This window comes from Serratia sp. SSNIH1 (genome assembly GCF_002935055.1).
Classification (GTDB): Bacteria; Pseudomonadota; Gammaproteobacteria; order Enterobacterales; family Enterobacteriaceae; genus Serratia; species Serratia nevei.
In genome coordinates this window covers 4198492-4222317 of record NZ_CP026383.1, presented here as the reverse complement: position 1 = coordinate 4222317, position 23826 = coordinate 4198492, and the positions used below count along the sequence as shown (strand labels likewise).

The following is a 23826-nucleotide window of genomic DNA, read 5'->3' as shown; positions in this document are numbered from 1 at the left end:
CCTGGCGGGGCAAATGCATCTTTAATGGATGCACTTTGCTTGGCGCATTTTTTATTCACGGATTTTTCGCAAGCGTATTTGTATAACATGATCATTTTCAGTTATTTATATGATGACTTTTCCTATGCCGTAAAAATTGCATTGACAGGGTGATTTTTTTTAGGATTAATCTTAATGACTTGATTTGAGAGGTTAACGATTTTAATAAAAAGGACACGATTTTTATAAAGGCAGGGAGCGCTCATGGATTATAGAAAGGATATTCTTGTACAGGTCTTGGAGTATATGGAGAAAAATATTATAGAGGGGCTTTCCGTTGAGAAGGTTTCCATTGTCTCGGGTTACTCTAAATGGCATTTACAGCGGTTATTTAAACATTATTTTGGCATTACGTTAGGGACTTATATCAGGAATAGAAAGCTGAGCCGGTCCGCTGTCTTGCTCAAACAGCATCAAGGTAACATATTGGATGTCGCCCTGGCATCCGGGTTTGCATCTCAGCAATGCTACACGCGGGCATTCAAACGTTTCTTTGGCGAAACGCCCAACAGCTTTAGGAACAGCCGGGGATGGGATTTCTCCACCCAGATCCCACCGTATGGCAGCGACAATAAACCCTATTTTTATCATACGGTCTTGCCGGATGATATCGACATGTTGAAGCAGTACAAGGCATTGATTTTCCACTCCGTCAGGAAGTACAGAGATGCCAGTGACATTACCCAGACGAATGATAAATGGCTCAGTAAAAATGGGAGGGCTTATAGCGTAGAAAAAAGAAAAGGGGGGCGGCCGCATGCCAACGGCAAGGAGCAAGAGGTTTTTCATTCCATATTTAACTTCTATATACCCATGGGAAAATATATTGTCATTCCCTTTATAGGGGAGCTGCCTGAGTATATTGCCTTTTTTGAGGGTATCTATGACGCCCATCTGCCGGCTATCAATGTCAAAATGAGGGAGAGCTTTTTCATCGAATTATACAGGCACGAGCATTTAAACAGTAAGATCATCAATGTCGATATACTTATTCCTGTGGCGTAGTGTTGAGGAAAGGAGGCATCATGAGTATAGAAAAATCCTCTGGCTCGATTAATAAACACCGCCGCGCGCTCTTTATGCTACCTTTAACGTTGCCTGCCTTTGGCAGAGTGAACGTTAAAGGTTTGGGCAGGCAGGCTATTCAATTAGCGCTGGCATTAACGCTCTCCATGTTTTCAGGAAATGCGATGGCAAATAATCGGGAACAGCATCAAATAGCGTTAGTCGGCACCTGGACCCATATTCCGGATGCGCCGGCCGTGCAGAAGCCGATACGCCGCAGTGAAGGGCTCTATCGTCTGGCGGTTAATGGCGACGGCACGTTAACGCTGCTCGATGCCATTAAAATGAAAAGCCCGTCGTGGATCGTCACATCCCGCGATGGCCGCTTCGCCTATGCCACCAATGAGGAGGACGCGGGAACGGTGACCGCCTTGGCGATAGACCAGGCTGGCAGCCTGCGGGTGCTGAATACGGTGAGCAGCGCGGGTCGGCAGCCGACGCATGCCACCCTCAGCCCGGACGGCAAGTTTCTGTTGGTCGCCAACTACTCCGTCGCCAAAGGCGGCGCGGGGGTGACGGTATTGCCGATTGGCAGCGACGGCAGGCTGGGGGAACGCGTACAGCATTATCCGTTTACGCCCGGCTCCGGCATCGTGCAGGGGCGCCAGGAAGGCGGGCATGCGCACTCCACCACCTTCAGTCGCGATGGCCAATACCTGTACGCGGCGGATCTCGGTGGCGATAAGCTGCACGCCTACCGCTATCGTTCGGATAACGCGCAGCCGTTGCAGGCAGATGCTTCGCGCGATGTCGCCTTTGCGCCCGGCGCCGGCCCAAGGCACATGGTGTTCTCGTCGGCAGGCGACTATGCCTATGTCATCACCGAAATGGCGGGCGAGATAGAGGCGTTTGCCGTTAACGACAATCGATTGACGCGGCAAGGGAAAGTGAAACTGAACGGCGGCCTCGATTCGGCGGAGGCGAAAAGCGGTGGGGCCATTACCCTGAGCCCGAGCGGCAGATATCTTATTGCCACCAATCGCGGCACCGATAACCACCTGCTGGTATTAAAAATAGGCAGGGACGGTCTGCCAGGCGTGCCGACGCGCTATGAGGCCGGCGGCATTGAACCGCGTGCGCTCGCTTTCGATGCTGGCGGTAACCATCTCTATGTGACGAATGTATTCACCAATAGCGTGACGCTGTTCGATTTCGATGATGAAAAGGGCGAGTTGCAGGCCAGAAGGCTGGCGGCGACGATTTCAACGCCGACGGATATTAAGTTTTTTAATTGATGCCAATTATAACGCTCGGCGACAATCGGACCTGAACAGGGAAAAGGGGCGGATTGCAGGTGCAGAGGATGAGGAATAGCGTGATAAGAAAGAATGGTGTCCCCGACTGGAATCGAACCAGTAACTAGCCCTTAGGAGGGGCTTGTTATATCCGTTTAACTACGGGGACGCTGCGGACCGGCAACCGAAGCTGCCGGGGCATTATACCTTTTTTTACCCGCAGAATAAGCGCTTAGCGGCGCGTTTGCTCAATACCTCGCCATTTTACGCCGAAATTTCCTCGGCTAACCGACCGCGATCACGGTTTTTCCCCGCCGTGGCGCCGCTTTTCCTCTTGCCGACGCGCGGCCTGGTTTTTGGCGCACAAATCGTTGCGGATCTGCGCGTGGCTTATCAGCGCAAAGATAAAGGTGCCGCCGATGATGTTGCCCGCCAGCGTCGGCAGAGCGAACGGGTAAATGAATTCTTGCCAGCCAATCGCGCCGTTGAACACCAGATACAGGATCTCGACCGAACCGACCACGATATGGGTCAAATCGCAAATTGCCACCAGGTAGGTCATCAGCACGATCACCCAGATTTTCGCCGCGCCGGCGGCCGGGAACATCCACACCATGGTGGCGATGATCCAACCGGCCAGGACGCCGTTGGCGAACATTTCTCCCGGCGTATGGCGCATCACCTCTTCGCCCAGGCTGACGAAAGCGCCGCGCGTTTCGGCGTCGAACAGCGGCATATGGGTAAACGCCAGCGCCGCCAGCCCGGTGCCAATCAGGTTGCCGAGCAGCACCACACCCCACAGGCGCAGCAGGATCAGCAGGTTGCGCGGCGTGGGCTTATGCATGATTGGCAATACCGGCGTGACGGTGTTTTCGGTAAACAACTGCTGGCGCGCCATGATGACAATGATGAAACCGAAGGTATAGCCGAGGTTCTCGATGAAAAAGCGGCTGGGATCGTCCGGCAGGCGGGCGTGGAAAATGCCTTTTGCCGCCAGCGAGGCGCCCATCGACAGCCCGGCGGCGATCGCCGACCACAGCAGCGCCAGCCCGTCGCGCTCCAGCTCTTTTTCGCCTTCCATCCGGATCTGTTCATGCACCGCCGCCGCGCGCGACGGCAGATTCTCTTCCCTGACTTCGATTTCGCGCTTGCCCTGTTCCTGCTCCTCGCTCTCTACCTGCATCGTCTCATCCGGCTCGTGCTCCTGGCGCTGCTGCTCGCTCATGCTGTCGCTCCTGCTCATTAAGGGTGAGTTCACGTCATTAAGCGTAGTTGCCCGGCCCAAATGCGGCGAAATACAGAAAAAGGTAACAAGAGTTAAAATCCGCCGATTTTTTCCACGCATTCTTGATCCTGCTCGCCATATTGGCTCGTCGGCGCGCCCGCCGCGGGCTGCGTGCGGGGAAAGGCTTATGCTATGATTCGCTATCCCAAAGAAAAATATGAGTTCCCCGATGCTGGAAGCCAAAAGTCTGAGTTGCGTGCGCGATGAGCGCATCCTGTTTAGCGAGCTAAGCTTTTCAGTTCAGCCGGGCGATATCATTCAGGTAGAAGGGCCGAACGGCGCGGGCAAAACCAGTTTGCTGCGCATTCTCGCCGGCCTGGCGCGGCCGGACGGCGGCGAGGTGTGCTGGCGCGGGCGCAGCACGCTGCGCGATCGTGCGGGTTACCAGCAAGATTTGCTGTTTATCGGCCATCAGCCCGGCATCAAAGCCGTATTGACGCCCTTCGAAAATCTGCAGTTTTATCAAGCGGTGCGCGGCACAACCGATCATCCGGCCATCTGGCGCGCCCTGGAGCAGGTGGGGCTGGTGGGTTACGAGGATCTGCCGGTGGCGCAGCTGTCCGCCGGGCAGCAGCGGCGCGTGGCATTGGCGCGGCTGTGGCTCAGCGCGGCGCCGCTGTGGATCCTCGATGAGCCGCTGACGGCGATCGACAAACAGGGCGTAGCTGAGTTGATTAGCCTTTTTGAACAACATGCGCAGCGGGGCGGCATGGTATTGTTGACCACCCATCAGGATTTGGCCGGCGTCAGCCAAACGGTAGGTAAAGTTCGTTTGGCGGAACATGACGCGGGGGGCCTGTGATGTTTTTGACCCTGGTGCGCCGCGAACTGAAGATCGCCTGCCGTAAAGGTTCGGAGATCGTCAACCCGCTGTGGTTTTTCCTGATTGTGATCACGCTGTTTCCGTTGGGGATTGGCCCGGAGCCGCAGCTGCTGGCGCGCATTGCGCCGGGCATCGTGTGGGTGGCGGCGCTGCTGGCCTCGCTGCTGTCGCTGGAGCGGCTGTTTCGCGACGACTTCCTCGACGGCTCGCTGGAGCAGCTGTTGCTGCTGCCGACGCCGCTGCCGATGACGGTGCTGGGCAAAGTGTGTGCTCACTGGGTCGTGACGGGGCTGCCGCTGCTGATCCTGTCGCCGCTGGTGGCGCTGCTGCTGTCGCTCGATATGCAGACCTGGCTGGCGGTGGCGGGGACGCTGCTGCTCGGCACGCCGACGCTGAGTCTGATCGGCGCTATCGGCGTGGGGCTGACGGTCGGCCTGCGCAAAGGGGGTGTGCTGCTCAGCCTGCTGGTGCTGCCGCTGTATATCCCGGTGCTGATCTTCGCCACGGGCGCGATCGACGCCGCCTCGATGGGCATGCCGATCGACGGTTACCTGGCGATACTCGGCGCGATGCTGGCGGGCAGCGTGACATTGGCACCGTTTGCCACCGCGGCGGCGCTGCGAGTGAGCGTGCACTAGCTAACGTATTGAATGAACAGACGGGGCAAGGCCGACAAGAGCGTACCCCGCAGAAGATTTTCGCCGTTTCGATCGCTCGGGGCGGCCGACGCATAAAAATTACCGTGAGCACTGACGACAATGTGGAAATGGTTACATCAACTGGCGCGGCCTGAACGGCTGTATCACGTCTGCGGCCGCTTTATCCCCTGGCTGGGGCTGGCGGCGGCGGCCTGCCTGCTGCTTGGCTGGGCATGGGGCTTTGGTTTCGCGCCGAAGGATTATCAGCAAGGCGACAGCTTCCGCATCATTTATATTCACGTGCCGGCGGCCATGTGGTCGATGGGTATCTACGCCTCGATGGCGGTGGCGGCGTTTATCGGCCTGGTGTGGCAGATGAAAATGTCCGATACCGTGGTGGCGGCGATGGCGCCGATCGGCGCGGTGTTCACCTTTATCGCGCTGGTGACCGGCTCCGCCTGGGGCAAGCCGATGTGGGGCACCTGGTGGGTGTGGGATGCGCGTCTGACCTCCGAGCTGGTGCTGCTGTTCCTTTATATGGGCGTCATCGCGCTGTACAACGCCTTTGAAGACCGCCGTCTGGCGGGCCGCGCCGCCGGGATTCTGGTGCTGGTGGGCGTGGTAAATATCCCGATCATCCATTTTTCGGTCGAATGGTGGAATACGCTGCATCAGGGCTCGACCAATATGCAGCAGTCTATCGCGCCAAGCATGCGCACCCCGCTGCGCTGGGCGATCCTCGGTTACCTGCTGCTGTTCGTCACGCTGACGCTGATGCGCCTGCGCAATCTGATCCTGTTCCAGGAGCGCCAGCGCCCGTGGGTCGCCGGGCTGGTGAATAAGGAGCGTCAGTCATGAATGCCGCGTTCGATTCCTGGTCGGCGTTTTTCGCCATGGGCGGTTACGCCTTCTATGTCTGGCTGGCGGTCGCCGCCACGCTGATTTCGCTGTTGGGGCTGGTGGCGCACACCGTCTGGCAACGGCGGCAGTTGCTCGCCGAGATCGGCCGCCGTCAGGCGCGCGAGCGGCGCATTCGCCATGCGCAACAATCAAAACAAAAATCCGCCGCACCGCGGGAGAAATCATTGTGAATCCACGTCGTAAAAGCCGCCTTTATCTGGCGATCGTTGTGCTGATCGGCATCGCGCTGACCGCGACCCTGATGCTGTACGCGCTGCGCTCCAACATCGATCTGTTCTATACCCCGGGTGAAATCCTGCAGGGCAAGGGCGAAAATCATGAGAAGCCCGAGGTCGGCCAGCGGCTGCGCATCGGCGGCATGGTGATGCCGGGCTCGGTGAAACGCGATCCCAATACGCTGCAGGTCAGCTTCAAGATTTACGACGCGCGCGGCGCGATCGGCGTGACCTACACCGGCATTCTGCCGGACCTGTTCCGCGAAGGGCAGGGCGTGGTGGCGCAGGGCGTGCTGGGCGAGGGCAACGTGGTCAATGCGCGCGAAGTGCTGGCCAAACACGACGAGAAATACACGCCGCCGGAAGTGGCCGACGCGATGAAAGAGAACCACAAAGGCCCGGCGGAAGCGTATAACGCGCCGCAGGCGGAGGGCGCCAAGTCATGATGCCGGAACTGGGCAGTTTTCTGCTGTGCCTGGCGCTGGCGATCGCGCTGCTGCTGAGCATTTACCCGCAGTGGGGCGCGGCGCGGCAAGACAGCCGTATGATGGCGGTCGCCCGCCCGCTGACCTACGGCATGTTCGCCGCGATTGCGCTGGCGTTCCTGTGCCTGGTGCACGCCTTCGTGGTCAACGATTTTACCGTCGCCTACGTGGCCACCAACTCCAATACCCAACTGCCGGTGTATTACCGCATCGCCGCCACCTGGGGGGCGCATGAAGGTTCGCTGCTGCTGTGGGTGCTGTTGCTGAGCTGTTGGTCGCTGGCGGTGGCGTTGTGCAGCCGGGCGATGCCGCAGGATGCGGTGGCGCGGGTGCTGTCGGTGATGGGGATGATCACCGCCGGTTTCCTGCTGTTCATTATCATGACCTCCAACCCGTTCACCCGCACGCTGCCGAATTTCCCGATCGACGGCAGCGATCTCAACCCGCTGCTGCAGGATATCGGCCTGATCTTCCACCCGCCGCTGCTGTATATGGGCTACGTCGGCTTCTCGGTCGCCTTTGCGTTCGCCATCGCCTCGCTGATGGCCGGCCGGCTCGACACCGCCTGGGCACGCTGGTCACGCCCGTGGACCACCGCGGCCTGGGTGTTCCTCACGCTCGGCATCGTGCTCGGATCGGCCTGGGCTTACTATGAGCTGGGCTGGGGCGGCTGGTGGTTCTGGGATCCGGTGGAGAACGCCTCCTTTATGCCGTGGTTGGCCGGCACCGCGCTGATGCATTCGCTGGCGGTGACCGAGAAACGCGGCACGTTCAAAGCCTGGACGGTATTGCTGGCGATCACCGCCTTCTCGCTGTGCCTGCTGGGCACCTTCCTGGTGCGTTCCGGCGTGCTGGTCTCGGTGCACTCCTTCGCCTCCGATCCGGCGCGCGGCATGTTTATCCTCGCCTATCTGGTGATCGTGATCGGTGGTTCGCTGCTGCTGTACGCGGTCAAGGGTGGTCAGGTGCGCAGCCGGGTGCAGCACGAGACCTTCTCGCGCGAGACCTTCCTGCTGGGCAACAACGTGCTGCTGATCGCCGCCATGCTGGTGGTGCTGTTGGGTACGCTGCTGCCGTTGGTGCACAAACAGCTGGGGCTGGGCAGCATCTCGATCGGCGAGCCGTTCTTCAACACCATGTTCACCTGGCTGATGGCGCCGTTGGCGCTGCTGTTGGGCATCGGGCCTCTGGTGCGCTGGCGCCGCGATGAGCCGAGCAAGCTGTGGCGCCGCCTCGGCGTGGCGCTGTTGGCGACGCTGGTGCTGTCAATCCTGCTGCCGTGGCTGCTGCAGGACAGCATCGCCGGCATGACGGTCGTGGGCCTGATCATGGCGCTGTGGGTGATCATCCTGACGCTGATGGAGCTGCATGAGCGCGCTACCCACCGTCACGGTTTCTGGCGCGGCCTGCGCCAGCTGTCCCGTAGCCACTGGGGCATGGTGCTCGGCCACCTCGGCGTGGCGGTGACGGTGATCGGCATCGCTTTCAGCCAGAACTACAGCGTGGAGCGCGACGTGCGGATGAAGGCCGGCGACAGCGTGGATATTCACAGCTATCACTTCGTGTTCCGCGACGTGCACGACATTCGCGGCCCGAACTACAGCGGCGGCGTCGGCATCATCGACGTCACGCGCAACGGCAAGCCGGAGGCGACGCTGCACGCGGAGAAACGCTACTACAGCGTGGCGCGCAGCATGATGACCGAAGCGGCGATCGACGGCGGTTTCAGCCGCGATCTGTACGCGGCGCTGGGCGAGGAGCTGGAGGACGGCTCCTGGGCGGTACGCCTGTATTACAAACCCTTCGTGCGCTGGATTTGGTTCGGCGGCGTCTTTATGGCGATCGGCGGCCTGCTGTGCATCCTCGACCCGCGTTACCGCATGAGCAAAAAACTCAAGCGCGAAGGCAAGCTGGAGGCACAACCATGAATCGTAAGCTGCTGTTTATCCCGTTGGTCCTCTTCCTGCTGCTGGTGGCGGCGCTGATGGTGCAACTGACGCGCAACGCCGGCGGCGAAGATCCGACCATGCTGGAATCGGCGCTGATCGGCAAACCGGTGCCGACCTTCAGGCTGGAATCGCTGGATCAGCCCGGCAAAACCTACGATCAGGCGGTGCTGCGCGACGGCAAGCCGATATTGCTCAACGTCTGGGCCACCTGGTGCCCGACCTGCCGCGCGGAACACCAGTATCTCAATACGCTGGCGGCGCGCGGCGTGCGGGTGGTTGGCCTGAACTATAAAGACGATCGTGCCAAGGCTGTGACCTGGCTGAATTCCCTCGGCAATCCCTATGCCCTCAGCCTGTACGACGGCGACGGTATGCTGGGGTTGGATCTCGGGGTCTACGGCGCGCCTGAGACCTTCCTTATCGACGGACAGGGGATTATTCGCTATCGCCACGCCGGCGACATGAACGAGCGCGTTTGGCAGCAGGAAGTGCTGCCGCTGTATAAAAAGTACGGGGGTGAGGCATGAGGCTGATTGTCCTGCTGTGCGCCGCGCTGCTGAGCTGGAGCGCCGCCGCGGCGATCGATACCTATCGCTTCAACTCCGTCGAGCAGGAGCAGCAGTATCGCGAGTTGACCGAACAGCTGCGCTGCCCGAAATGCCAAAACAACAGCATTGCCGATTCCAATGCCATCATCGCCGCCGACATGCGCACCAAGGTGTACGAGCTGATGATGCAGGGGCAAAGCAAGCAGCAGATCATCGATTACATGGTGGCGCGCTACGGTAACTTCGTCACCTACGAGCCGCCGGTAACGCCGGCGACGCTGATCTTGTGGATCGGCCCGCTGCTGTTCGTGCTGATCGGCGGGGCGGTGGTGATCCTGCGCACCCGTCGCCGGCCTGGCGCGGCGGTGGACGATGAATTCTCCGAACGGGAACGGCAGCGCCTGGCGGCGCTGTTGCAAGAGACTGACAGGAAGAAACCCTAATGGCTTTTTGGCTGATTATTTGCGTGTTGCTGGCCGGCGCCGCCGCGTTGCTGGTGGTGCCGGCGATGCGCCACGGCAAGCAGAGCGCCGCCACGCGCGATGCGTTGAACAAGGCTTTTTATCAGGATCGCCTCAGCGAGCTGGAGCAGGACGAGCAGCAAGGCGTGGTGGCCGAGCGCCCGGAGCTGGTGAAAGAGCTGCAACAGAATCTGTTGAACGACATTCCCGTCGAGCAAGCGGCGCAGGCGAAGCCGATCAATCGCTGGGCGCTGGTGCCGGGCGTGCTGTTATTGCTGGCGGTGACCGTTGGCTTTTATCTGAAAACCGGCGGACTGGCGCAGGTGCTGGACTGGCGCCTGGTGCAGGCGCAAATGCCGGAATTGCGCGAGCGCGTCGCCAATGAGCGCGCCAAACCGCTGAGCATGGAAGAGATCGCCCGCCTCGGGCTGGGGCTGCGCACCGCGCTGCAGCAGGACGATCGCAACATCAACGACTGGATGATGCTGGGGCGGGTCGGTATGGCGCTGAACAACGCCACCACCGCTACGCAGGCGTTTGCCCATGCTTATCAATTGGATCCGAATAGTCTGGAAGTGCGGCTCGGCTATGCTGAGGTCTTGACGCGCTCCAACGATCCGGAGGATAACAAGCAGGCGACGCAGCTGTTGCGGCGTATGATCGCGGAAAATCACGGCGATCCGCGGGTGCTGAGCCTGCTGGCATTCAATGCCTTCGAACAGGGCGACTTCAAGCAGGCGATAGGCGCCTGGCAGGTGATGCTGCAGCTGCTGCCGGCCAACGATCCGCGCGCGGAAGTGATAAAGCGCAGCATTGCACAAGCAAAAGCCCAGGCCGGCGGAGAAACTGTTAAACTGAATGTGACCGTTTCGCTGTCACCGCAGGCGGCGAAAGCCCTGCCGACGCAGGGGACGCTGGTCATCTCGGTTACCGACGGCGTCAGCCCGGTGCCGGTGGCGGTAAAACAATTGCCGCTGAGCCGTTTTCCGCTGTCTTTCTCTCTGGATGACAGCAACGCCATGATGCCTGAGCGTCTACTCTCGGCACAGCATCAGGTGCAGGTGCGTGTGCGCCTCTCACAGGACGGATTGGCCACGCCGCAGCCGGGAGACTGGTTCGGCGAAAGCTCGCTGCAGACATTCAGCGGTAAAGAGCAGGTTAGCGTTCAGATAAACAAGCAGGTCCCTGAAAAATAAGACCGAACGTGTTTTTATGGAGAAAAATATGAACTTTCGCCTGACTGGGGTGGCATTCGCAACGGTATTACTGGTGGGCTGTGCCAGCGCGCCAGACAAAGATCCGCAAGGGCGTTCCGATCCTTTGGAAGGATTTAACCGGACGATGTTCGACTTCAACTACAACGTCCTGGATCCTTATATCCTGCGCCCGGTCGCGGTGGCCTGGCGCGACTACGTGCCGATGCCGGCGCGTAACGGCATCAGCAACTTCACCTCCAACCTGGAAGAGCCGGCCAGCATGGTCAACGCCTTCCTGAAGGGCGATCCTTACCGCGGGATGATCCACTTCAACCGTTTCTTCCTGAATACCCTGCTCGGGATGGGCGGCCTTATCGACGTGGCCGGCATGGCCAACCCGAAACTGGCGCGCGAAGAACCGAACCGCTTCGGCAGCACGCTGGGCCATTACGATGTGGGTTACGGCCCGTACGTGATGTTGCCGGGCTACGGCAGCTTCACGCTGCGTGACGAAGGCGGCGATTTTGCGGATACGCTGTATCCGATGCTGAGCTACCTGACCTTCTGGATGTCGGCGGGCAAGTGGGTGGTCGAGGGGATCGAAACCCGCGCCCAGCTGCTGGATTCCGATGGTCTGCTGCGCAACTCTTCCGATCCTTACATCATGGTGCGCGAAGCTTACTTCCAGCGCCACGATTTCATCGCCAACGGCGGCTCGCTCAAGCCGGAAGAGAACCCGAACGCCAAGGCGATTCAGGGCGAGCTGGACGACATCGACTCGCAGTAATCACGGGCGTTACGCCAATGAAAACCCGCCGTCAGGCGGGTTTTTTTATGCCGGCGGCAAGCGACGGGCAAAAAAAAGCGCCCCGTGGGGCGCTTTGGCTTCTTTCTCAAGTGAGATTAGAAGCGGTAGTTGAAGTTGGCACCGTACAGCCAGGCCTTGCCCACCGAGTTGAAGGTGTAAGGGCCTTCGTTGATGGTGACTTTCTGGCCGTGCATGTAGGACACACCGACGTCGACCGACGCGTCTTTGTTGAACGCGTAAGAGGTACCTGCGCTGACCCAGAAGCGGTCCTGATCCGGAATGGAGATGGAACGGTTCTGTGCCGGCACCGGGCTGTCATCGAAGGCGACGCCGCCGCGGAAGGTCCAGTTGTCGTCGTAGAAGTAAGTGGTACCCAGCGCAATGCGGTAGGCATCGCGGAAGCCTTCATGCTTTTGGAACAGGGTCTGGCCGCTGCTGCCGGTGGCTTTCAGCTCCTGGAACTGGCTCCAGCTGGTGTACGCCAGGCTGTAGTGGATGGCCCACTGCGGCGCCACTTTGTTGTAACCGGACAGTTCCCACATTTCCGGCAGGTGCAGATCCAGTGAGCCTGGGATGGTGCTGCCGCTGGTGCCCCACGGCAAACCAACGCCCAGCGCCTGGGTAATTGGGTTGTACTGCGCCGGCAGGCTGCTCTTGTAGTCGCCGTCGAACTTGATTTTCACTTCAGAACGATAGGTGAAGCCGTAGCGGTTGTTTTCGTCCACTTCGTACAGCAGGCCGGCATTCCAGCCGAAGCCCCACTTATCGCCTTTCAGGTGAGAAATCTGGGTATCGCCAGGGATCTGAGCGATCATCCCGGCTTGCTGAGGCGTCAATTTACCGGTTTGCAGGCCTTGACCGGCAAGCAGCTTCGGCAGCTCACCGGCGTAGCGTTCCAGTTTGGCTTTGGCGTAGACGGCATCAAAGCCCAGGCCGAAGCTGAAGTGTTGATCCAGGCGGTAAGCGCCGCTCAGGTTCAGGTTCAGCGTTTGCAGATCGGTTTTACCGCCGTAAGCGCCCGCGGTGTAGCCGTTATTGAATTCGGTCGCTAAACCGAAGTTGCTGGTGACCGAGCCGCCTACGGCGAACTGATCGTTAATCGGGTGAACATAATGCAGGTTCGGCACCCAGGCGGTTGGCGCGATGTTTTTCGCATCCAGACTGGCGCCGGAAGGGGATTTTCCGGTGATGTCTACGTCCGGATCGATGAAGACCGCGCCGATGGAGAGTTCCGGGCGGGTATACATCATCAGCAACGCCGGGTTGCGGCTCGCGGAGGCCGCCGTATCGGCCATGGCGCCTTCGCCAGAATACGAACGTCCTAAACCAGCTGATGAGAACTCATTCAGCTGGAATCCTGCGGCAGACACGTTTGAAGAAATAATTGCCACTGCAGCTGCGAGAGCTGATTTAGTCAATAGGTTTTTCTGGCTCATGACCAAAACCTCATTATGTGTTTATTATTTAAACTATGTTACACAAGGTAACAAGGAGCGCGGGATTGTAGGGTCCGTTATCGTTCAGACAAATCAGACCAGTGGCTGAAGTATAGGTCTGACCTGTGAAATTGTTGCAAGTTTGTTTTTGAAATATTTCCAACCTGATATCAAAAAAGAGATCTGCTTAACAAAAAGCCGGCGGTAAATAACAAAATTCTTACCATTCCTTAGCAGACGCTCATTTTTATTTGTGATTTCCATCACTTAAAACACCCAGTAAAAGTAAGTGCTAGTGATTGCCGGCGCGGAAGCGTAAAATACCTGCAGAATTTTGTGGCTTTGTGCCGGTGAGTAAAACGGCAATTTGGGCTGATAACCGAGGCCCTTGAGGAGAACCAATCATGTCAGATGCAATTAATAAATGCAGCGCCCAGGAAACCGCCGCGTGTTGCTGCGTGGATGTCGGCACCGTGATGGATAACACCGATTGCACCGCATCCTACAGTCAGGTGTTCAGCAATCAACAAGATGCAGAAGCCATGCTGGCCGCCCTGAGCGAAAAGGCGCGCGCGGTAGAATCCGACCCTTGTGACATCAGCAGTAGCATTAAACCGGTTGACGGCGGCGTGCAGTTGGAGGCCGATTTCACCTTCGCCTGCCAGGCGGAAACCCTGATCTTCCAGCTCGGCCTGCGTTAATCCCCGCTTTACCCCCGGCGCCGCCTGCCGCGCGTCGGGGATTGCCTTCCCTACATCGCCCCCCGATAGAAAGTGCGCCTGCTCGCAGTTTTGATCTCTGCCGGTTTGCCAAATGTAACCGTTTGGTTAACAATGACCTCATCAGGTCAGACCTCTTTCTGCCCATTGCGCTGACGTTATTTTCTTCAGGAGCATTTATGAGTAAGGCACTGCCGTTGGTGACCCGTCATGGTGACCGCATTGCGATTGTGAATGGACTGCGTACCCCCTTTGCCAAACAGGCGACTGCCTATCACGGCATTCCGGCGGTGGATTTAGGGAAAACGGCGGTGAGCGAGCTGTTGGCGCGCAGCGGTATCGATCCGCAGCTTATCGAACAGCTGGTGTTTGGCCAGGTGGTGCAAATGCCCGAGGCGCCGAACATCGCGCGTGAAATCGTGCTGGGCACCGGCATGAGCGTCCATACCGACGCCTACAGCGTGTCGCGCGCCTGTGCCACCAGCTTCCAGGCGATCGCCAACGTGGCGGAGAGCATCATGGCCGGCAGCATCAGCGTCGGCATCGCCGGCGGGGCGGACTCTTCTTCCGTCTTGCCGATTGGCGTCAGCAAGGCGTTGGCGCGCACGTTGGTGGACGTCAACAAGGCGCGCACGCTGTCGCAGCGTCTCAAGCTGTTCAGCCGGCTGAAATTCCGCGATCTGATGCCGGTGCCGCCTGCGGTGGCGGAGTATTCCACCGGGCTGCGCATGGGCGATACCGCCGAGCAGATGGCGAAGAGCCACGGCATCACCCGCGAGGCGCAGGATGCGCTGGCGCACCGTTCCCACGAGCTGGCGGCCAAGGCCTGGCAGCAGGGGTGGCTGCGCGATGAGGTGATGACCGCCTACGTACCGCCTTACCGCGCGCAGCTTTCTGAAGACAACAACATCCGTAAAGACTCCAGCCTGGCGTCCTACGCCAAGCTGAAGCCGGCGTTCGATCGCAAGCACGGCAGCGTTACTGCGGCCAACAGCACGCCGCTGACCGACGGCGCGGCGGCGGTGCTGATGATGAGCGAGTCGCGCGCCAAAGAGCTGGGGTTGCAGCCGCTGGGCTATTTGCGCAGCTTCGCCTTCGCCGCCATCGACGTGTGGGAAGACATGCTGCTGGGGCCTTCCTACGCCACGCCGCTGGCGCTGGATCGCGCCGGTATCGGCCTGGCCGATCTGACGCTCATCGACATGCATGAAGCCTTCGCCGCGCAAACGCTGGCTAACCTGAAGATGTTCGCCAGCGAAGAGTTCGCCCGCGAGAAGCTTGGCCGCAGCCAGGCGATCGGCGAGGTGGACATGGACAAATTCAACGTCCTGGGCGGTTCCATCGCCTATGGCCACCCGTTCGCCGCCACCGGCGCGCGCATGATCACCCAGACGCTGCATGAGCTGAAACGCCGCGGCGGCGGGCTGGGCCTGACCACCGCCTGCGCCGCCGGCGGGTTAGGGGCCGCGATGATCGTGGAGGTGGAATGATGAGCTTTGAAAACGCATTGCATGAACAGCGCGCCAAACCGTCGGCCTTTCAGCTGACGATTCGCCCCGACAACATCGGCGTGATCACCATCGACGTACCGGGCGACAAGGTGAACACGCTCAAGGCCGAGTTCGTCGAACAGGTGAACGACGTGCTGATCCGGGCGCAACAGCATACCGCGCTGGAAGGGCTGGTGATCGTTTCCGGCAAGCCGGACTCGTTTATCGCCGGCGCCGACATCACCATGATCGCCGCCTGCACCAGCGCCAAAGAGGCGGAAACGCTGGCCAAGAAAGGGCAGAGCACGCTGGCGCAGATCGCCGCGTTCCCGGTGCCGGTGGTGGCGGCCATTCACGGCGCCTGCCTGGGCGGTGGGCTGGAACTGGCGCTGGCCTGCCACGGCCGCGTCTGTTCGCTCGATGACAAAACCGCGCTCGGGCTGCCGGAAGTGCAGCTGGGCCTGCTGCCGGGCTCCGGCGGTACGCAGCGCCTACCGCGCCTGGTCGGCGCCGCCAAGGCGTTGGACATGATCCTGACCGGCAAGCACATTCGCGCCCGCCAGGCGCTGCGCATGGGGTTGGTGGACGACGCCGTGCCGCAGTCGATTCTGTTGCAGACCGCTATCGAGCGGGTGAAACAGGGCTGGAAACATCAGCGCGAGCTGCCGTGGCAGGATCGCCTGCTCAACGGCCCGCTGGGCAAAAATCTGCTGTTCAGCATCGTGCGCAAGAAAACGTTGGCGAAAACCCACGGCAACTACCCGGCGGCGGAGCGCATCATTCAGGTGGTGCGCTCCGGGCTGGATCACGGCAGCGCCAGCGGTTATGAGGCCGAAGCGCGCGCCTTCGGCGAACTGGCGATGACGCCGCAGTCGGCGGCGCTGCGCAGCCTGTTCTTCGCCTCCACCGCGCTGAAAAAAGAGCGGGGCGGCAATGCTCAGCCGCGCGCCCTGCACCGCGTCGGCATTCTCGGCGGCGGTCTGATGGGCGGCGGCATCGCCTGCGTCACCGCCACCCGCGGCGGTTTGCCGGTTCGTATCAAAGACATCAATGAAACCGGCATCAATCACGCGCTGAAATACAGCTGGGACGTGCTCGGCAAGCGGGTGCGCAGCAAGCGCATGCGCCCGGCCGAGCGGCAAAAACAGATGATGCTGATCTCCGGCTCTACCGATTACACCGGCTTTGAACAGGTGGATATCGTGGTCGAGGCGGTGTTTGAAGATTTGGCGCTGAAGCAGCAGATGGTGGCCGAGGTCGAAGCAAACTGCGCGACGCATACCGTGTTCGCCTCCAATACCTCCTCGCTGCCTATCGGCCGCATCGCCGAAAAAGCCCAGCGGCCGCAGCAGGTGATCGGCCTGCACTACTTCAGCCCGGTGGACAAGATGCCGCTGGTGGAAGTGATCCCGCACGCCGGCACCAGTGAAGAGACCATCGCCACCACCGTGGCGTTGGCGCACAAGCAGGGCAAGACCGCCATCGTGGTGGGCGACAGCGCCGGTTTTTACGTCAACCGCATCCTGGCGCCGTACATCAACGAAGCGGCGCGCTGCCTGCTGGAAGGCGAGCCGATTGAGTCGCTGGACAAGGCGCTGGTGGACTTCGGTTTCCCGGTCGGCCCGATCACCCTGCTGGATGAAGTGGGCATCGACGTCGGCACCAAGATCATCCCGGTACTGGTCGAGGCGCTGGGGCCGCGCTTCGCTGCGCCGGCTGCGTTCGATGCGGTGCTGAAAGACGGGCGCAAAGGGCGCAAGAACGGCCGCGGCTTCTATCTCTACCCGAGCGAAGGGCAGCAGCGGCAGCGGCGCAAACGTGCGGATACCTCATTGTATACGCTGCTCGGCGTCACGCCGAAGGCGCACATGCTGCCGGCGACCGTCGCTCAACGCTGCGTGATGATGATGCTGAACGAAGCGGCGCGCTGCCTGGACGAAGGCGTGATCCGCAGCGCGCGCGACGGCGACGTCGGCGCAGTGTTCGGCATCGGCTTCCCGCCGTTCCTCGGTGGCCCGTTCCGCTATATGGACGAGCTCGGCGCCGAGAAAGTGGTAAAGACGCTGGACTACCTGCGTCAGCAGCACGGCGAACACTTCGCCCCGTGCGAACGCTTGCAGCGCATGGCGCAGCAGGGCGAGCGCTTTTACCCGCTGGGGAGCTGAACGCAGGGCGGCCCGATTTGCACTATAGTTGCAACAGGGCCGCGTTGTGATCGCCATCACTCCTTGCAACAGCGTCAGCCGGTGAGGCTGTACAGCGAGGCGGAGGCAGCGGTAAGTTAGCTTGACCGCCATCAATAAATTTCATGGCGGCAAGGTTAAAATTTAACCCGTTGAATTGATTGTTCTGTGAGCAATCTAGGTTTGCCCGGGGAGGATTGCTGTAAAAAACAGCGTTTTCTTTACGCAAACTTTCAGGCAAAATGCCCGGCCGCCATAAAGAGACGGCGCGTTATCGTTTTAAAGCTTTGGCTTTGGGTTGTAAAACTCGGCGGTACAGCACGCACGGCGTTTCTGTATAGCGTTACTTTGTCAACAACAGCGGTGCAATATGCAAGTTTTGATTATGCGTCACGGAGAGGCGGCGCTCGAGGCAGCCAGCGATGCGGTAAGGCCCCTTACCCTATGCGGCCGCGACGAGTCCCGTCAGATGGCGGCCTGGTTGAACACCAAGTCTGTAGATATTGAACGCGTGCTGGTCAGCCCCTACCTGCGGGCCGAACAGACGCTGGCGACGGTGCGTGAAGCCTTGACGCTGCCGGAGGGCGAAGAAGTGCTGCCTGAGCTGACGCCGGGCGGCAACGCCGAACAGGTCGGCAGCTATCTGCAGGCGCTGGCGATGCAAGGGGTGAGCTCGGTGCTGATCGTGTCGCACCTGCCGCTGGTGGGCTATCTGGTGGCCGAACTGTGCCCGGGCGAGTGCCCGCCGATGTTTGCGACCTCGGCGATTGCCAACGTCGATCTGCCGGCGGACGGCAGTTACGGCAAGTTTGAATGGCAGGTCAGCCCGTCGCAGGTGATGGCCAAAGTGTGAGCCGTGGATGCGGTGCGGAATAAACTCAGGGCGATGTCTGACATCGCCCTGAGTCGTTTCTGCGGGTCTACTCGGCCAGCTCCACCAACAGCAGGATGGCGGCGTTGCCGCCCCATTCCTTCGGCGCCTGGTGGAACGCCAGCACGTCGGGATGCTGCGCCAGCCACAGCGGCGTTTGCTGTTTGAGAATGTGCTTGCCGTGCCCGTGCATCACGCAGGCGCAGTGCACGTGTTCGCGTTTGCAGGCGGCGATCAGCGCCCCCAGCTCCTGCTTGGCCTGCAGCTGGGTCAGGCCGTGCAAATCGAGAAACAGCTCCGGCGAATAATCGCCGCGTCGCAGCTTCTTCAGCTCATACGGGCTGCTGCCGGGGCGCACGTAGCGCGTCGGGCCTTCTTCTTCCAGCTGCGGCTGATATTCATCTGAAAAATAATAGCTGGCATCGACCTGCTCCTGCAGCAGCCGCTGCGGGGCAATCTGTTTGACCTTGGGTTTCGGCGGGCGGTGGACGATGGTGTCCTGGCGCAGCTTTTTCGCGCCCGCCACCGACTCTCTGAAGAGCTGTTGTTCGTCTTTGCTCAGAGGGGGCTTGTTCTTCATGCTTCATTCACCGGAAATCGTTTATTTCGCTAGTTTACCTTGTGAATGAGCGCTGTCGACGCAAAACTCGGGCCAGAGTGAAAAGCGCGAGGGGCAAGCGTGATTTGTCGCGGGCTTCATGGCAAACTATGCGGCTAAATCATGAAACACAGCGCCTGCCGGAGGGCAAATTGGACAAAATTTTCGTCGACGAAGCAGTGAACGAACTGCACACCATTCAAGATATGCTGCGCTGGACGGTAAGCCGTTTCAACGCCGCCAATATCTACTATGGTCACGGAACCGATAATCCGTGGGACGAAGCGGTGCAATTGGTGCTGCCAAGCCTGTTCCTGCCGTTGGATATTCCGGAGGACATGCACACCGCCCGTCTGACCTCCAGCGAGCGCCATCGCATCGTTGAGCGCGTGATCCGCCGCGTCAACGAGCGCATCCCGGTCGCCTACCTGACCAACAAGGCCTGGTTCTGCGGCATGGAATTCTACGTCGACGAGCGCGTGCTGGTGCCGCGTTCGCCGATCGGCGAGCTGATCAACGATCGCTTCAGCGCGCTGATCCCACACCCGCCACGCCATATCCTCGACATGTGCACCGGCAGCGGCTGTATCGCCATCGCCTGCGGCTACGCTTTCCCGGAGGCGGAAGTGGACGCGGTGGACATCTCCAGTGAGGTGCTGGCGGTGACCGAGCGCAACATTCAGGCGCACGGCGTCGAACACCAGGTGATCCCGATCCGTTCCGATCTGTTCCGCGACGTTCCCGCGATCCAGTACGATCTGATCGTCACCAACCCGCCGTACGTCGATGCGGAAGACATGTCCGATCTGCCGCAGGAGTTCCGCTTTGAGCCGGAGCTGGGCCTGGCGGCGGGCAGCGACGGCCTGAAGCTGGTGCGCCGCATCCTGGCCTGCGCGCCGGACTACCTGACCGACGACGGCGTGCTGATTTGTGAAGTGGGTAACAGCATGGTGCACCTGATGGATCAATATCCGGACATTCCGTTCACCTGGCTGGAGTTCGAAAACGGCGGCGACGGCGTGTTCATGCTGACCAAACAGCAGCTGGTGGATTGCAAGGAACACTTCAGCCTCTACCGCAGCTAAACCGCATTTCCAGGGCCCGCACGGCGGGCCTCATAACAATAAAAGACTAACGGTAAGGAGCCGTGATGGCAGGAAACAGTATTGGGCAGATTTTCCGCGTCACCACCTTCGGTGAATCTCACGGGGTGGCGCTGGGTTGTATCGTCGACGGCGTGCCGCCCGGCATTCCGCTCACCGAAGCCGATTTGCAACACGATCTGGACCGCCGTCGTCCGGGCACCTCGCGTTACACCACCCAGCGTCGCGAACCGGATCAGGTACGCATTCTCTCCGGCGTATTCGAAGGCGTGACCACCGGCACCAGCATCGGTTTGATCATTGAGAACACCGATCAGCGCTCGCAAGACTACAGCGCCATCAAAGACGTGTTCCGTCCCGGGCATGCCGACTACACCTACGAACAGAAATACGGCCTGCGCGACTATCGCGGCGGTGGCCGTTCTTCGGCGCGTGAAACCGCCATGCGCGTCGCGGCGGGCGCTATCGCCAAGAAATACCTGCAGCAGAAGTTCGGCGTACAGGTACGCGGCTATCTGGCGCAGATCGGCGACGTGACCTGCGAGCTGAAAGACTGGGATCAGGTCGAGCAGAACCCGTTCTTCTGTCCGGATCCGGACAAGCTGGAAGCGCTGGACGAACTGATGCGCGCGCTGAAAAAAGAGGGCGACTCCATCGGCGCCAAGGTCAGCGTGATCGCAGAAAACGTGCCGGTTGGCCTGGGCGAGCCGGTATTTGACCGCCTCGACGCCGATCTGGCGCACGCGCTGATGAGCATCAACGCGGTGAAAGGCGTGGAGATCGGCGACGGATTCGCCGTGGTGACCAAACGCGGCAGCGAAAACCGCGATGAAATCACCCCGGAAGGCTTCCAGAGCAACCATGCCGGCGGCATTCTCGGCGGCATCAGCAGCGGCCAACCGGTGGTGGCGCATCTGGCGCTGAAGCCGACCTCCAGCATCATGGTGCCGGGCCGCACCATCAATCGCCAGGGCGAAGCGGTGGAAATGGTCACCCGCGGTCGCCACGATCCGTGCGTGGGTATCCGCGCCGTGCCGATCGCCGAAGCGATGATGGCGATCGTGCTGATGGATCACCTGCTGCGCCAGCGTGCGCAAAACGGTGATGTGGTTTCCGACGTGCCTCGCTGGTAATCGCCATGAAAAACTGGATGTTGGGCCTGGTGGCCCTGACGGCCTCCGCCTCCGCCATGGCGCTGACGCCGTGGCAGAAAATCGATCACCCGGTGGCCGGCGCGCCACAGGCGGTGGGCGGTTTCGCCAACGGCTGCATCATCGGCGCGCAGCCGTTGCCGCTGAACTCACCGAACTACCAGGTGATGCGTACCGACCAGCGCCGCTATTTCGGCCACCCGGATCTGCTGGCGTTTATTCAGCGCCTCAGCAGCCAGGCGAACCAGAAAGCGCTGGGCACGGTGCTGATCGGCGACATGGCGATGCCGGCCGGCGGCCGCTTCAGCAGCGGCCACGCCAGCCACCAGTCGGGGCTCGACGTCGACATCTGGCTGCAGCTGCCGCGCCAACGCTGGAGCGCGCAGCAATTGCTGAAACCACAGCCGATCGACCTGGTATCAGGGGACGGCAAACAGGTGGTGGCCAGCCAATGGCAGCCGCAAATTGAGTCGCTGATCAAGCTGGCGGCGCAGGACGCGGAGGTGACGCGCATCTTCGTCAACCCGGCGATCAAGCAGCGCCTGTGCCTGGATGCCGGCGCCGATCGCGCCTGGCTGCACAAGGTGCGCCCGTGGTTCGGCCATCGTGCGCACATGCACGTGCGCCTGCGCTGCCCGGCCGGCAGCCTGGAGTGCCAGGAGCAGGATACGCCGCCGCCGGGTGACGGCTGCGGCGCCGAACTGGCGAGCTGGTTCGTGCCGCATCAGCCTAACGCCAAGCCGGGCAAATCCGTGCCGCCGCCGTTACCGCCGACCTGTCAGGCATTGCTGGATCACCATTTCTCAGCGGAATAACACATGGACTGGTTTGTCATTGGCCCCGAGATGCTCGGGGTGTTGTTTGCGGTAGCGCTGCTGGCGGGGTTTATCGACTCCATCGCCGGCGGCGGTGGGTTGCTGACGGTACCGGCCCTGCTGGCGGTGGGGGTTCCCCCGGCGCAGGCGCTGGCCACCAACAAACTGCAGTCGGTCGGCGGCTCCTTCTCCGCCAGCCTGTACTTTATTCGTCGGCGCGCGGTGAACCTCAACGACCAAAAGCTGACGATATTTCTGACGCTGATCGGTTCGATCGCCGGCGCCATTCTGGTGCAGCATATGCGCGCCGATTTGCTGCGGCAGATGTTGCCGTTGCTGGTGATCGGCATCGGCCTCTATTTCCTGCTGATGCCGCGGCTGGGTGAGGAAGATCGTCAACGCCGCCTCGGGGCCTTGCCGTTTGGGCTGGTGGCCGGCGGTTGCGTCGGGTTTTACGACGGTTTCTTCGGCCCCGGCGCCGGGTCTTTCTACGCGTTGGCCTATGTGACGCTGTGCGGTTTTAACCTCGCCAAGTCTACGGCGCATGCCAAGGTGCTGAACTTCACCTCCAACGTCGGCGGGTTGGCGCTGTTCATCATCGGCGGCAAGGTGGTGTGGAGCATCGGTCTGGTGATGCTGGTGGGGCAGGTGCTGGGGGCGCGTTTGGGCGCGCACATGGTGCTGACCCGCGGGCAGAAGCTGATTCGGCCGATGATCGTGATCGTCTCGCTGGTGATGAGCCTCAAGCTGCTGTACGACAATCACGGCCCGGAAATTCAGCAGTGGTTGACCGCCTTGGTGCACGGTTAAAGATGAAGAGGGGGCGTTGCTTACGCACCCTGTCTTATCGGGTATAATGGCCTCTTTATTTTTGTGGTTATAGAGTTTCTATGTCAGACATGCAGACCCGTCATCGTTATGAACAGCTGATCGAGATCTTCAATCAGTGCTTCAGCGATGACTACAATACCCGCCTGGTGAAGGGCGACGACGAGCCTATCTACCTGCCGGCCGACGACGAACTGCCGTATCACCGCATCGTGTTTGCCCATGGCTTCTACGCCAGCGGCCTGCACGAAATCTCGCACTGGTGCATCGCCGGCGAAGCGCGCCGCCAGCTGGTGGACTTCGGTTACTGGTATTGCCCGGACGGGCGCGACGCGCAAACCCAGAGTGAATTCGAAGCGGTAGAGATCAAACCGCAGGCGCTGGAATGGATGTTCTGCGTGGCGGCCGGTTTCCCGTTCAACGTCAGCTGCGACAACCTGAACGGCGACTGCGAGCCGGATCGTATCGCGTTCCAGCGCAAGGTGCGCGCCCGGGTATTGGCGCTGCTGGAGCAGGGAATACCCACACGGCCTGCGCGCTTTATTCAGGCGTTGCAATCGTTCTACAATACGCCACCGTTGGCGGCCGAGCATTTTCCGTACCCGGAAGATCTCAACTGACGCCACAGCCCGCTATTTAATGAGGAAATTTGATGATCGCAGAATTCGAAGCGCGCATTTTGGCGCTGATTGATGACATGGTAGAGCACGCCAGCGATGATGAACTGTTTGCCGGTGGCTACCTGCGCGGTCATCTGACGCTGGCGGTGGCCGAAGCGGAAGAGCAGGGTGAGCACACTGCCGAAGCGCTGAAAGCGCGGGTGGAAGAGAGCCTGCATAAGGCGATCGCCGCCGGGGAACTCTCGCCGCCGGATCAGATCTTGGTGCGCGGCATGTGGGAAAACCTCTATCAGGCCGCCACGCCTGCCGCTTGACCGCCATGCCGGGGCGCATCACCGCGCCCC

The 23826-nt window shown here is 60.5% G+C and carries 25 protein-coding genes and 1 tRNA gene; 22 read left to right on the top strand and 4 right to left on the bottom strand.

Translation table 11 applies throughout. From position 1 onward, the window contains the following. The first annotated feature begins 243 nt into the window (after positions 1 to 243). Positions 244 to 1044 carry a helix-turn-helix domain-containing protein gene (locus tag C3F38_RS20375; protein WP_055317285.1) on the top strand — a complete coding sequence of 267 codons (801 nt, stop codon included), beginning with the start codon at positions 244 to 246 and terminating at the stop codon, positions 1042 to 1044. Positions 1045 to 1064: 20 nt separating this feature from the next. After that, positions 1065 to 2339 (top strand): lactonase family protein, encoded by a 1275-nt coding sequence (locus C3F38_RS20370; RefSeq protein WP_223294910.1) that lies wholly within the window; start codon positions 1065 to 1067, stop codon positions 2337 to 2339. 94 nt (positions 2340 to 2433) lie between these two features. Here the strand turns inward: C3F38_RS20370 and C3F38_RS20365 are convergent. Next, positions 2434 to 2508, bottom strand: a tRNA-Arg gene (locus C3F38_RS20365). 129 nt (positions 2509 to 2637) lie between these two features. Then, on the bottom strand, positions 2638 to 3564 hold the full coding sequence (locus tag C3F38_RS20360; RefSeq protein WP_055317286.1) for a formate/nitrite transporter family protein: 927 nt from the start codon (positions 3562 to 3564) through the stop codon (positions 2638 to 2640). A gap of 229 nt (positions 3565 to 3793) precedes the next feature. Here C3F38_RS20360 and ccmA point away from each other — a divergent pair, with 229 nt between their 5' ends. From ccmA to mlaA, 10 genes are all read left to right on the top strand, one after another. Beyond that, positions 3794 to 4426 carry a cytochrome c biogenesis heme-transporting ATPase CcmA gene (gene ccmA, locus C3F38_RS20355; protein WP_047730165.1) on the top strand — a complete coding sequence of 211 codons (633 nt, stop codon included), beginning with the start codon at positions 3794 to 3796 and terminating at the stop codon, positions 4424 to 4426. Continuing rightward, positions 4426 to 5085 (top strand): heme exporter protein CcmB, encoded by a 660-nt coding sequence (gene ccmB / locus C3F38_RS20350; RefSeq protein WP_025303731.1) that lies wholly within the window; start codon positions 4426 to 4428, stop codon positions 5083 to 5085. The genes ccmA and ccmB overlap by 1 nt, the downstream gene beginning before the upstream one ends. Positions 5086 to 5205: 120 nt before the next feature. After that, positions 5206 to 5943, top strand: coding sequence for a heme ABC transporter permease (locus C3F38_RS20345; protein ID WP_004936270.1), 738 nt, complete (start codon positions 5206 to 5208; stop codon positions 5941 to 5943). Beyond that, the gene (gene ccmD, locus C3F38_RS20340) at positions 5940 to 6176 is read left to right on the top strand and encodes a heme exporter protein CcmD (protein ID WP_004936267.1); all 237 of its coding nucleotides are present in this window, start codon (positions 5940 to 5942) and stop codon (positions 6174 to 6176) included. The genes C3F38_RS20345 and ccmD overlap by 4 nt, the downstream gene beginning before the upstream one ends. Continuing rightward, on the top strand, positions 6173 to 6667 hold the full coding sequence (gene ccmE, locus C3F38_RS20335) for a cytochrome c maturation protein CcmE (RefSeq protein ID WP_004936264.1): 495 nt from the start codon (positions 6173 to 6175) through the stop codon (positions 6665 to 6667). The genes ccmD and ccmE overlap by 4 nt, the downstream gene beginning before the upstream one ends. Further along, complete coding sequence (locus C3F38_RS20330; protein ID WP_038876528.1) at positions 6664 to 8634, top strand: heme lyase CcmF/NrfE family subunit; 1971 nt, start codon at positions 6664 to 6666, stop codon at positions 8632 to 8634. Before ccmE ends, C3F38_RS20330 begins: the two co-directional genes overlap by 4 nt. Next, a complete protein-coding gene (locus C3F38_RS20325) occupies positions 8631 to 9182 on the top strand; it encodes a DsbE family thiol:disulfide interchange protein (RefSeq protein WP_033653726.1) in 552 nt (183 codons plus the stop codon). The genes C3F38_RS20330 and C3F38_RS20325 overlap by 4 nt, the downstream gene beginning before the upstream one ends. Continuing rightward, the gene (locus C3F38_RS20320) at positions 9179 to 9646 is read left to right on the top strand and encodes a cytochrome c-type biogenesis protein (protein WP_038876524.1); all 468 of its coding nucleotides are present in this window, start codon (positions 9179 to 9181) and stop codon (positions 9644 to 9646) included. Before C3F38_RS20325 ends, C3F38_RS20320 begins: the two co-directional genes overlap by 4 nt. Beyond that, complete coding sequence (ccmI, locus tag C3F38_RS20315) at positions 9646 to 10860, top strand: c-type cytochrome biogenesis protein CcmI (RefSeq protein WP_055317287.1); 1215 nt, start codon at positions 9646 to 9648, stop codon at positions 10858 to 10860. The genes C3F38_RS20320 and ccmI overlap by 1 nt, the downstream gene beginning before the upstream one ends. Before the next feature lie 28 nt (positions 10861 to 10888). Then, positions 10889 to 11647, top strand: a complete 759-nt coding sequence (mlaA, locus tag C3F38_RS20310) for a phospholipid-binding lipoprotein MlaA (RefSeq protein WP_038876519.1) — start codon at positions 10889 to 10891, stop codon at positions 11645 to 11647. A gap of 116 nt (positions 11648 to 11763) precedes the next feature. On the opposite strand, the gene fadL is transcribed toward mlaA, so the two are convergent. Then, positions 11764 to 13104, bottom strand: coding sequence for a long-chain fatty acid transporter FadL (gene fadL / locus C3F38_RS20305; protein WP_038876518.1), 1341 nt, complete (start codon positions 13102 to 13104; stop codon positions 11764 to 11766). 404 nt (positions 13105 to 13508) lie between these two features. Between fadL and C3F38_RS20300 the strand changes: the two genes are divergently transcribed. The 4 genes from C3F38_RS20300 (at position 13509) to sixA (ending at position 18349) form a co-directional block, all read left to right on the top strand. Beyond that, positions 13509 to 13805 carry a YfcZ/YiiS family protein gene (locus C3F38_RS20300; RefSeq protein ID WP_072145088.1) on the top strand — a complete coding sequence of 99 codons (297 nt, stop codon included), beginning with the start codon at positions 13509 to 13511 and terminating at the stop codon, positions 13803 to 13805. 197 nt (positions 13806 to 14002) lie between these two features. Continuing rightward, positions 14003 to 15313, top strand: a complete 1311-nt coding sequence (fadI, locus tag C3F38_RS20295; RefSeq protein ID WP_033653729.1) for an acetyl-CoA C-acyltransferase FadI — start codon at positions 14003 to 14005, stop codon at positions 15311 to 15313. Beyond that, positions 15313 to 17478, top strand: coding sequence for a fatty acid oxidation complex subunit alpha FadJ (gene fadJ, locus C3F38_RS20290; protein ID WP_038876516.1), 2166 nt, complete (start codon positions 15313 to 15315; stop codon positions 17476 to 17478). Before fadI ends, fadJ begins: the two co-directional genes overlap by 1 nt. A gap of 388 nt (positions 17479 to 17866) precedes the next feature. Beyond that, on the top strand, positions 17867 to 18349 hold the full coding sequence (gene sixA / locus C3F38_RS20285; protein ID WP_004936230.1) for a phosphohistidine phosphatase SixA: 483 nt from the start codon (positions 17867 to 17869) through the stop codon (positions 18347 to 18349). 67 nt (positions 18350 to 18416) lie between these two features. Here the strand turns inward: sixA and smrB are convergent, their stop codons facing one another. Continuing rightward, the gene (gene smrB, locus C3F38_RS20280; RefSeq protein WP_004936226.1) at positions 18417 to 18947 is read right to left on the bottom strand and encodes an endonuclease SmrB; all 531 of its coding nucleotides are present in this window, start codon (positions 18945 to 18947) and stop codon (positions 18417 to 18419) included. Between the two features lie 170 nt (positions 18948 to 19117). Here smrB and prmB point away from each other — a divergent pair, with 170 nt between their 5' ends. From prmB to C3F38_RS20250, 6 genes are all read left to right on the top strand, one after another. Next, positions 19118 to 20050, top strand: a complete 933-nt coding sequence (prmB, locus tag C3F38_RS20275; protein ID WP_033648158.1) for a 50S ribosomal protein L3 N(5)-glutamine methyltransferase — start codon at positions 19118 to 19120, stop codon at positions 20048 to 20050. 65 nt (positions 20051 to 20115) lie between these two features. Continuing rightward, positions 20116 to 21201 (top strand): chorismate synthase, encoded by a 1086-nt coding sequence (gene aroC, locus C3F38_RS20270; RefSeq protein ID WP_033635387.1) that lies wholly within the window; start codon positions 20116 to 20118, stop codon positions 21199 to 21201. Between the two features lie 5 nt (positions 21202 to 21206). Further along, the gene (gene mepA, locus C3F38_RS20265; RefSeq protein WP_038876512.1) at positions 21207 to 22034 is read left to right on the top strand and encodes a penicillin-insensitive murein endopeptidase; all 828 of its coding nucleotides are present in this window, start codon (positions 21207 to 21209) and stop codon (positions 22032 to 22034) included. A gap of 3 nt (positions 22035 to 22037) precedes the next feature. Then, positions 22038 to 22844 (top strand): sulfite exporter TauE/SafE family protein, encoded by an 807-nt coding sequence (locus C3F38_RS20260; protein WP_038876510.1) that lies wholly within the window; start codon positions 22038 to 22040, stop codon positions 22842 to 22844. An 89-nt stretch (positions 22845 to 22933) separates the two neighbouring features. After that, positions 22934 to 23482 (top strand): elongation factor P hydroxylase, encoded by a 549-nt coding sequence (locus C3F38_RS20255; RefSeq protein ID WP_162215436.1) that lies wholly within the window; start codon positions 22934 to 22936, stop codon positions 23480 to 23482. A gap of 32 nt (positions 23483 to 23514) precedes the next feature. After that, the gene (locus tag C3F38_RS20250) at positions 23515 to 23796 is read left to right on the top strand and encodes a YfcL family protein (RefSeq protein ID WP_016926855.1); all 282 of its coding nucleotides are present in this window, start codon (positions 23515 to 23517) and stop codon (positions 23794 to 23796) included. Positions 23797 to 23826: the final 30 nt, after the last annotated feature.